Source organism: Micromonospora sp. 15K316, from assembly GCF_004348525.1.
In the GTDB taxonomy this organism is placed as follows: domain Bacteria; phylum Actinomycetota; class Actinomycetes; order Mycobacteriales; family Micromonosporaceae; genus Micromonospora.
Window position 1 is genome coordinate 1 of the sequence record NZ_SMKG01000307.1, and the last position, 5,797, is coordinate 5,797.

The 5,797-nt window shown below is 72.4% G+C and carries 5 protein-coding genes and 1 pseudogene; 3 read left to right on the top strand and 3 right to left on the bottom strand.

The features are described from left to right. On the top strand, positions 1 to 1,142 hold a 1,142-nt coding region (locus E1211_RS30195), incomplete at its 5' end, for a C39 family peptidase (protein ID WP_132353333.1). A 153-nt stretch (positions 1,143 to 1,295) separates the two neighbouring features. Here E1211_RS30195 and E1211_RS30200 read toward each other — a convergent pair. From E1211_RS30200 to mqnE, 3 genes are all read right to left on the bottom strand, one after another. After that, positions 1,296 to 1,580 (bottom strand): DUF4229 domain-containing protein, encoded by a 285-nt coding sequence (locus E1211_RS30200; protein ID WP_132353335.1) that lies wholly within the window; start codon positions 1,578 to 1,580, stop codon positions 1,296 to 1,298. Positions 1,581 to 1,642: 62 nt separating this feature from the next. Continuing rightward, the gene (locus E1211_RS30205) at positions 1,643 to 2,065 is read right to left on the bottom strand and encodes a hypothetical protein (protein ID WP_132353337.1); all 423 of its coding nucleotides are present in this window, start codon (positions 2,063 to 2,065) and stop codon (positions 1,643 to 1,645) included. A gap of 24 nt (positions 2,066 to 2,089) precedes the next feature. After that, positions 2,090 to 3,259, bottom strand: a complete 1,170-nt coding sequence (mqnE, locus tag E1211_RS30210) for an aminofutalosine synthase MqnE (RefSeq protein ID WP_132353339.1) — start codon at positions 3,257 to 3,259, stop codon at positions 2,090 to 2,092. A gap of 316 nt (positions 3,260 to 3,575) precedes the next feature. Between mqnE and E1211_RS30215 the strand changes: the two genes are divergently transcribed. Together E1211_RS30215 and E1211_RS30220 are read left to right on the top strand one after the other, a co-directional pair. Then, a complete protein-coding gene (locus E1211_RS30215) occupies positions 3,576 to 5,114 on the top strand; it encodes a C40 family peptidase (protein ID WP_132353341.1) in 1,539 nt (512 codons plus the stop codon). Positions 5,115 to 5,228: 114 nt separating this feature from the next. After that, positions 5,229 to 5,797 (top strand): annotated as a pseudogene (locus E1211_RS30220) (hypothetical protein); the annotation flags it as partial.

The following is a 5,797-nucleotide window of genomic DNA, read 5'->3' on the forward strand; positions in this document are numbered from 1 at the left end:
GCCCCGGCCTGACCCTGGCCCGGCCCGCCGGCACCGCCGACTACACCGATCCGCACACCGGGATCACCCGCAGCTGGGAGTACGGCACCTGGACCTCCCCGGTCACCGCGATCGGCTTCGACGCGACCGAACTTGTCGCCTCCTGGAACGCCAAGACCCCGGCCGGCACCTGGATCCAGGTCGAGCTCCAGGGCAGGTACAACACCGGCGACAAGACCCCGTGGTACGTGATGGGCCGGTGGGCCTCCGGGGACGCGGACGTCAAGCGGACCACCGTCAACAGCCAGGGCGACCCGTGGTCGACGATCTGGACCGACACGTTCAGCATCGACGACGCCGCCGCCGGCGTGCTGCTGCGCTCGTACCAGCTGCGGCTGACCCTCTACCGGGCGCCCGGGCAGGCCGCCGCTCCGGTCGTACACATGCTCGGCGCGATGAGCTCGAACGTGCCGGACCGGTTCACCGTCCCGCCGAGCGCCGGGCACATCGCCTGGGGCGTGGAGTTGCCGGTGCCGCGCTACTCGCAGAACGTGCACTCCGGGCACTACCCCGAGTACGACGGCGGCGGCGAGGCCTGGTGCTCCCCCACCTCCACCGAGATGGTGGTCGAGTACTGGGGGCGGCAGCCCTCCGCGGCGGACACCGCCTGGGTGGACCCGACCTACCCCGACCCGACCGTCAACCACGCCGCCCGGATGACGTACGACTACGCGTACGACGGCGCCGGCAACTGGCCGTTCAACACCGCGTACGCCGCCAGCTTCCCCGGGCTGGAGGGTCGGGTGACCCGGCTGCACTCCCTGGACGAGGTGGAACGCTTCATCGCCGCCGGCATCCCGGTCGTGACCAGCCAGTCCTTCCTCGCCAGCGAGCTGGACGGGGCGAACTACGGCACCTCCGGTCACCTCTTCGTGGTGGTCGGCTTCACCGCGGACGGGGACGTCATCGTCAACGACCCGGCCTCGTCCAGCAACGACGTGGTGCGCAACGTCTACCAGCGGGAGCAGTTCGAGCAGATCTGGCTGCGCACCAAGCGGATCAACGCGAGCGGCGGCGTTTCCGGCGGCTCCGGTGGCATCGCGTACCTGATCAAGCCGGTCGGCAAGCCCTGGCCGCGCGTGCCCGGCTCCACCAACTGGTGACGGCGGACGAGCCCGGCACCGTCGCGATCGACAGTGCCGGGCTCGCTTCGCCCGAGATCATCGAAGTCGGGGCAACCGCCGTGGTGGGACAGCCGGACTTCAGGGAAGGCGAGCCGATCAACCCGGCCGAGCAGCGAACTCGCCGGTACCCCGCTACCGGGCCTGGCCGTCCGGCCGCTCACCCTCGCTCGACTCGTCCTCACCCGCGAGGGCGGAGCGCAGGCGTTCCTTCTCCTCCCGGCGACGCTGCGCGGCACCGGCCATCTCCTCGGCCATCTCGTCCCGCCAGCCCTTGAGCAGGAAGAACGAGAGCGCGGCGGAGAAGACCAACGCCAGCATCAGCTTCAGGAAGACGTTGATGTCGACCAGCCAGAGGGCCGCCAGCACGAGGACGAAAAGCCCGATCCGCCCCAGCGTGTACTTGACCGCCGCGCTCACCCGCACCACTCCGTTCTCGCTCCGCCGGTCGGTCCGGCGGACGCCTCAGCCCGCGAGGGCGTTCAGCCCGTCCGGCGGGCCAGCCAGCGGACGCCGGTAAACCACACCACGGCGTACGCCACGGTGAAGGCGGCCGCCGCCAGCGCGCCGGAGAGCAGCCCCGGTAGGCCCGCGGCCAGACCGGCCACCAGCAGCCCCACGACCACCCCGACGGCGGCGGCGAACACTCCCGCCAGTACCCGGGCGGCGCCGAACTCCCAGGCGCGGAAATCCTCCCAGAAGAGCCAGACCGGGAGGATGATCGACAGCCAGCCGTTCGCCCGCCCGAAGCCGCCCGCCCCGAACGAGGCGAACGCCCAGTCGAAGAGCACGAGGGCGAGCACCCCGATCACCCAGCCGGCAAGGCTGATCCCGAGCAGATCGCCGAGGAAACGTATCCGCCCGTCGGCGTCCCGCCGCGGAAAACTGCTCTGCTGCTCCGTCATCGCCCTACGAGAGTACGTGGCCGGTCAGGCCCACACCCGCTGCGGCTCGGCACGCCGCTCCGCCAGCGACGGGGCGGGGTCGTACTCGCGTACCACGTTGTACCGGGTGTCCCGTTCGACGGGGCGGAAGCCGGCCTCCCAGATCAGGTTGAGCAGGTCCTCGCGGTGCATGGTGTTCGGGGTGCCGTACGAGTCGGCGTCATGCGTGATCTTGTATTCGACGACCGAGCCGTCCAGGTCGTCCACGCCGAAGTTCAGGGAGAGCTGGGCGACCGAGAGTCCGTGCATCACCCAGAAGCACTTGACGTGCGGCACGTTGTCGAAGAGCAGCCGGGAGACCGCGAACGTCTTCAGCGACTCCGCCGGCGAGGCCATCGTCGTCCGCGCCTGGATGCGGTTGCGGATCTTGCCGTCCGCCGAGTCGACGAAGTCGTGCTGGTAGCGCAGCGGGATGAAGACCGCGAAGCCGCCGGTCTCGTCCTGGAGCTCCCGCAGTCGCAGCACGTGGTCGACTCGGTGCCGTGGCTCCTCGATGTGGCCGTAGAGCATGGTGGCCGGCGTCGTCATGCCCTTGCGGTGTGCCAGCGCGTGGATCCGGGACCAGTCCTCCCAGTGGCAGTCGTGGTCGACGATGTGCTGGCGCACCTCCCAGTCGAAGATCTCCGCGCCACCACCGGTCAGCGACTCCAGGCCGGCGTCCATCAACTCGTCGAGGATCTCGTCGGCGCTCAGCCCGCTGATCTTCTCGAACCACTGCACCTCGGTCGCCGTGAAGCACTTCAGCTTCACGTTCGGCAGCGCCGCCTTCAGTTCGCGCAGCACCTTCGGGTAGTAGCGCCAGGGCAGGGTCGGGTGCAGGCCGTTGACGATGTGCAGCTCGGTGAGCTGCTCGTCCTCCATCTCCTTCGCCTTGCGGACCGCCTCGTCGATCCGCATCGTGTAGGCGTCCTTCTCGCCCGGCTTGCGCTGGAACGAGCAGTACGCGCACGACGCGGAGCAGACGTTGGTGAGGTTCAGGTGCCGGTTGACGTTGAACATCACCCGCTCGCCGTTGAGCTCGGTGCGCCGGTGGTGCGCCAGCCGCCCGAGCCAGGAGAGGTCGTCGCTCTCGTAGAGCGCGATCCCGTCCTCCCGGGTCAGCCGCTCACCGGCGTACACCTTCGCTTCGAGCTCACGCTTGAGTCCGGCGTCCATGGCACGTCCCTTCCACACCCGCGGTCCCGGTCGAGCGTACGTCGGGCGACCGACGACTCCGCCGGCACGACCCGGTTAACCGCATTCTCAGCGACCCGTAACCCGACCACACATCGACAAGGCTGCGCCGACTGAGGTAAGACAGGGTGGGGAGGGACACACCGGCACCGTTACTCGCCCCGTTCGGTCCATCGTGGCCGCGGGTGAGGCTCCGGGCGTGGGCGACACGCGGCCACAGCTGCGCAGGGTCCACTGGTAGCGTCCCCACGGCCGCGCCCACCCCGGCGTGGTGACTGCACGGCGGATGGGGAGCGGCATGGTCGACAGCGGGCACGGGCGACGGCGACGACGGCGGAGCCCGGTGGTCTCGCCGGTCCTGAGACCACGGCTCTGGGCCGCCCTCCTGGGCGCGATAGCCGCCGCGGTGCTGGCCACCCCGGTCTACGCCGAACCCGCACCGCCCGCCGCGGTGCCGGACTCCGGGGCCCGTCCGACCATCACCGGCACGCTCCAACTGCCCGGCGGCACGACTCCCCCGACGACCGACGCACCTGTCGGCAACCTCGGCAACGGCCCGTTGGCCAGCCAGGTCTACGCCGCCGAGACCCAGGTCGGCATGCTCGGCGAGACACTGCTCCAACTACGGCAAGAACGCACCGACGCGCAGACGCAGCTCACCACCGCCGACCGGGAGCTGAAGCTCGCCCGCGACGCACTGGCCCAGGCGCAGGTGACCGCCGACCAGGCGGCCGCCGACGCGTTCAAGGCCGCCGCGGCGCTGCCGTCCGCCGAGTTCGCCGAGGAGATCGACGGGCTGAGCCGGCTCCAGCGGATCACCCGTGGCGAGAAGGTCGAGGGCTCGACCACCGCGGCGACCGGTGAGCTGGCCCGGGCGCAGGCCGCCGAGCAGGCGGCCTACCAGGCCTACACGACTGCCGAGGCGCTGCTGCGCGGCGTGGAGACGAAGTTCAGCAACGGCGAGACGGCCCTGCGCACCGCCGAGGCGAAACTCCTCACGCTGCGCAAGGACAACGAGGCGCAGCTCCTCGTGCTGGAGCGCCAGCAGGAGGCGAGCGAGCAGCAGCTCGGCACCCAGTACCTGGACGGCCAGAGCGCCAACGGGTTGGCCGCCCACCCGCGCGCCCTGGCCGCCGTGCGCTACGCGCTCGCGCAGCTCGGTGATCCGTACCTCTGGGCCGCGGAGGGGCCCGACCGGTTCGACTGCTCGGGTCTGATGTGGGCGGCCTACCGGTCGAAGGGCGCCGACTACTTCGACCTGCCCCGGGTCTCCCGGGACCAGTACTACGCGACCCGCGGCCGCACCGTGTCGCGCAACGCGCTGCTCCCGGGCGACCTGCTCTTCTTCGCCTCGGGCAGCAGCTGGACGACGATCCATCACGTCGCGATGTACATCGGCAACGGCAAGATGGTGCACGCGCCCACCACCGGCGACGTCGTCAAGATCTCCACGGTCACCTGGTCCCGGCTCTACGCCGCGACGCGCGTGATCGGCGCCGTACCGGCTCCCTCGACGACCCCCAAGCCGCCGACGACGCCGAAGCCCTCCACGTCGGCCACGCCGAAGCCCACCGGGTCGGCCACCCCGACGCCCACCGGCTCCGCGTCGCCGACGCCGACCGGGTCCGCGACGCCGACGCCGACGCCGACCGGTTCGACCTCGCCGAGCCCGACGCCCTCCACGGAGCCGAGCCCGAGCGAGACGCCGGATGCCACGCCGTCCAACAGCCCGACGCCGAGCTCCTCGGCCTCGAACTCCCCCTCGCCCAGCCGTAGCTCGGAGACGAGCGGCAGCCCGTCCGCGAGTGGTTCGAGGAGCCCCGGCAGCGTCGACTGAGCTGCAAGCACGGACTCCGGCTGTCCCGCCCGGGCGTGATGTGGCACCGTGACACCCAGACACACCCGGCCCCGGCCGGGTGCGGGTGCGCAGGCGTGGGGCGGAGGGGCGGACATGGCCGAGCAGAAGGATCCGGCGGAGGCGGCGGAGCCCGAGACCGCGCCCGTCGACGGGGCCGGCGGCCCGACGAGCGCGGAGGCCACGGCGGGCGAGCAGCCTGAGCCTGGGGCTCCGGCGATCCCGGTTCGGGCGCGGGCCAGCGTCGCCACCGCCGCCGCGCCGACCTCGGGCGGAACGCCGGTGGCGAACCCGGCCGGCACGACCTACCGGGCGACGAGCTCCGCGCCGGCGGCGACCCCGCCCGGCCCGGCCGGGGAGCTGCCGAGCCAGCGGGACAGCTCGGGCGGGGGCGCCCAGGCCGGCGCCACGGTCCCGGGCGCGACCGGAGCCACGGCCGGCGCCGCGCCGGCCGCCCGAGCCAGCGCCACCGTCCCCACAGCCGCCCGGGCCACGACCGACGAGTCGGCGGCCGCCCGGGCCAGCGCCGCCGTGCCCACGCCCCCCGGCCGGGTCACCGCGTCGGAGGCGCAGGCCGCGAGCGGCGCCCGGTCCGGCGCCCCGGCGGTGTACCGGTCGGGACCGGTCGAACCGGACGCCCCCGAGCCGGCGCAGCCGCCCGAGCC

Bases quoted from the DNA above. Each gene is read 5' to 3' on its own strand.
- mqnE (WP_132353339.1), bottom strand. From the start codon at position 3,259: ATGGACGCCGGACTCAAGCGTGAGCTCGAAGCGAAGGTGTACGCCGGT.
- E1211_RS30205 (WP_132353337.1), bottom strand. From the start codon at position 2,065: ATGACGGAGCAGCAGAGCAGTTTTCCGCGGCGGGACGCCGACGGGCGG.
- E1211_RS30215 (WP_132353341.1), top strand. From the start codon at position 3,576: ATGGTCGACAGCGGGCACGGGCGACGGCGACGACGGCGGAGCCCGGTG.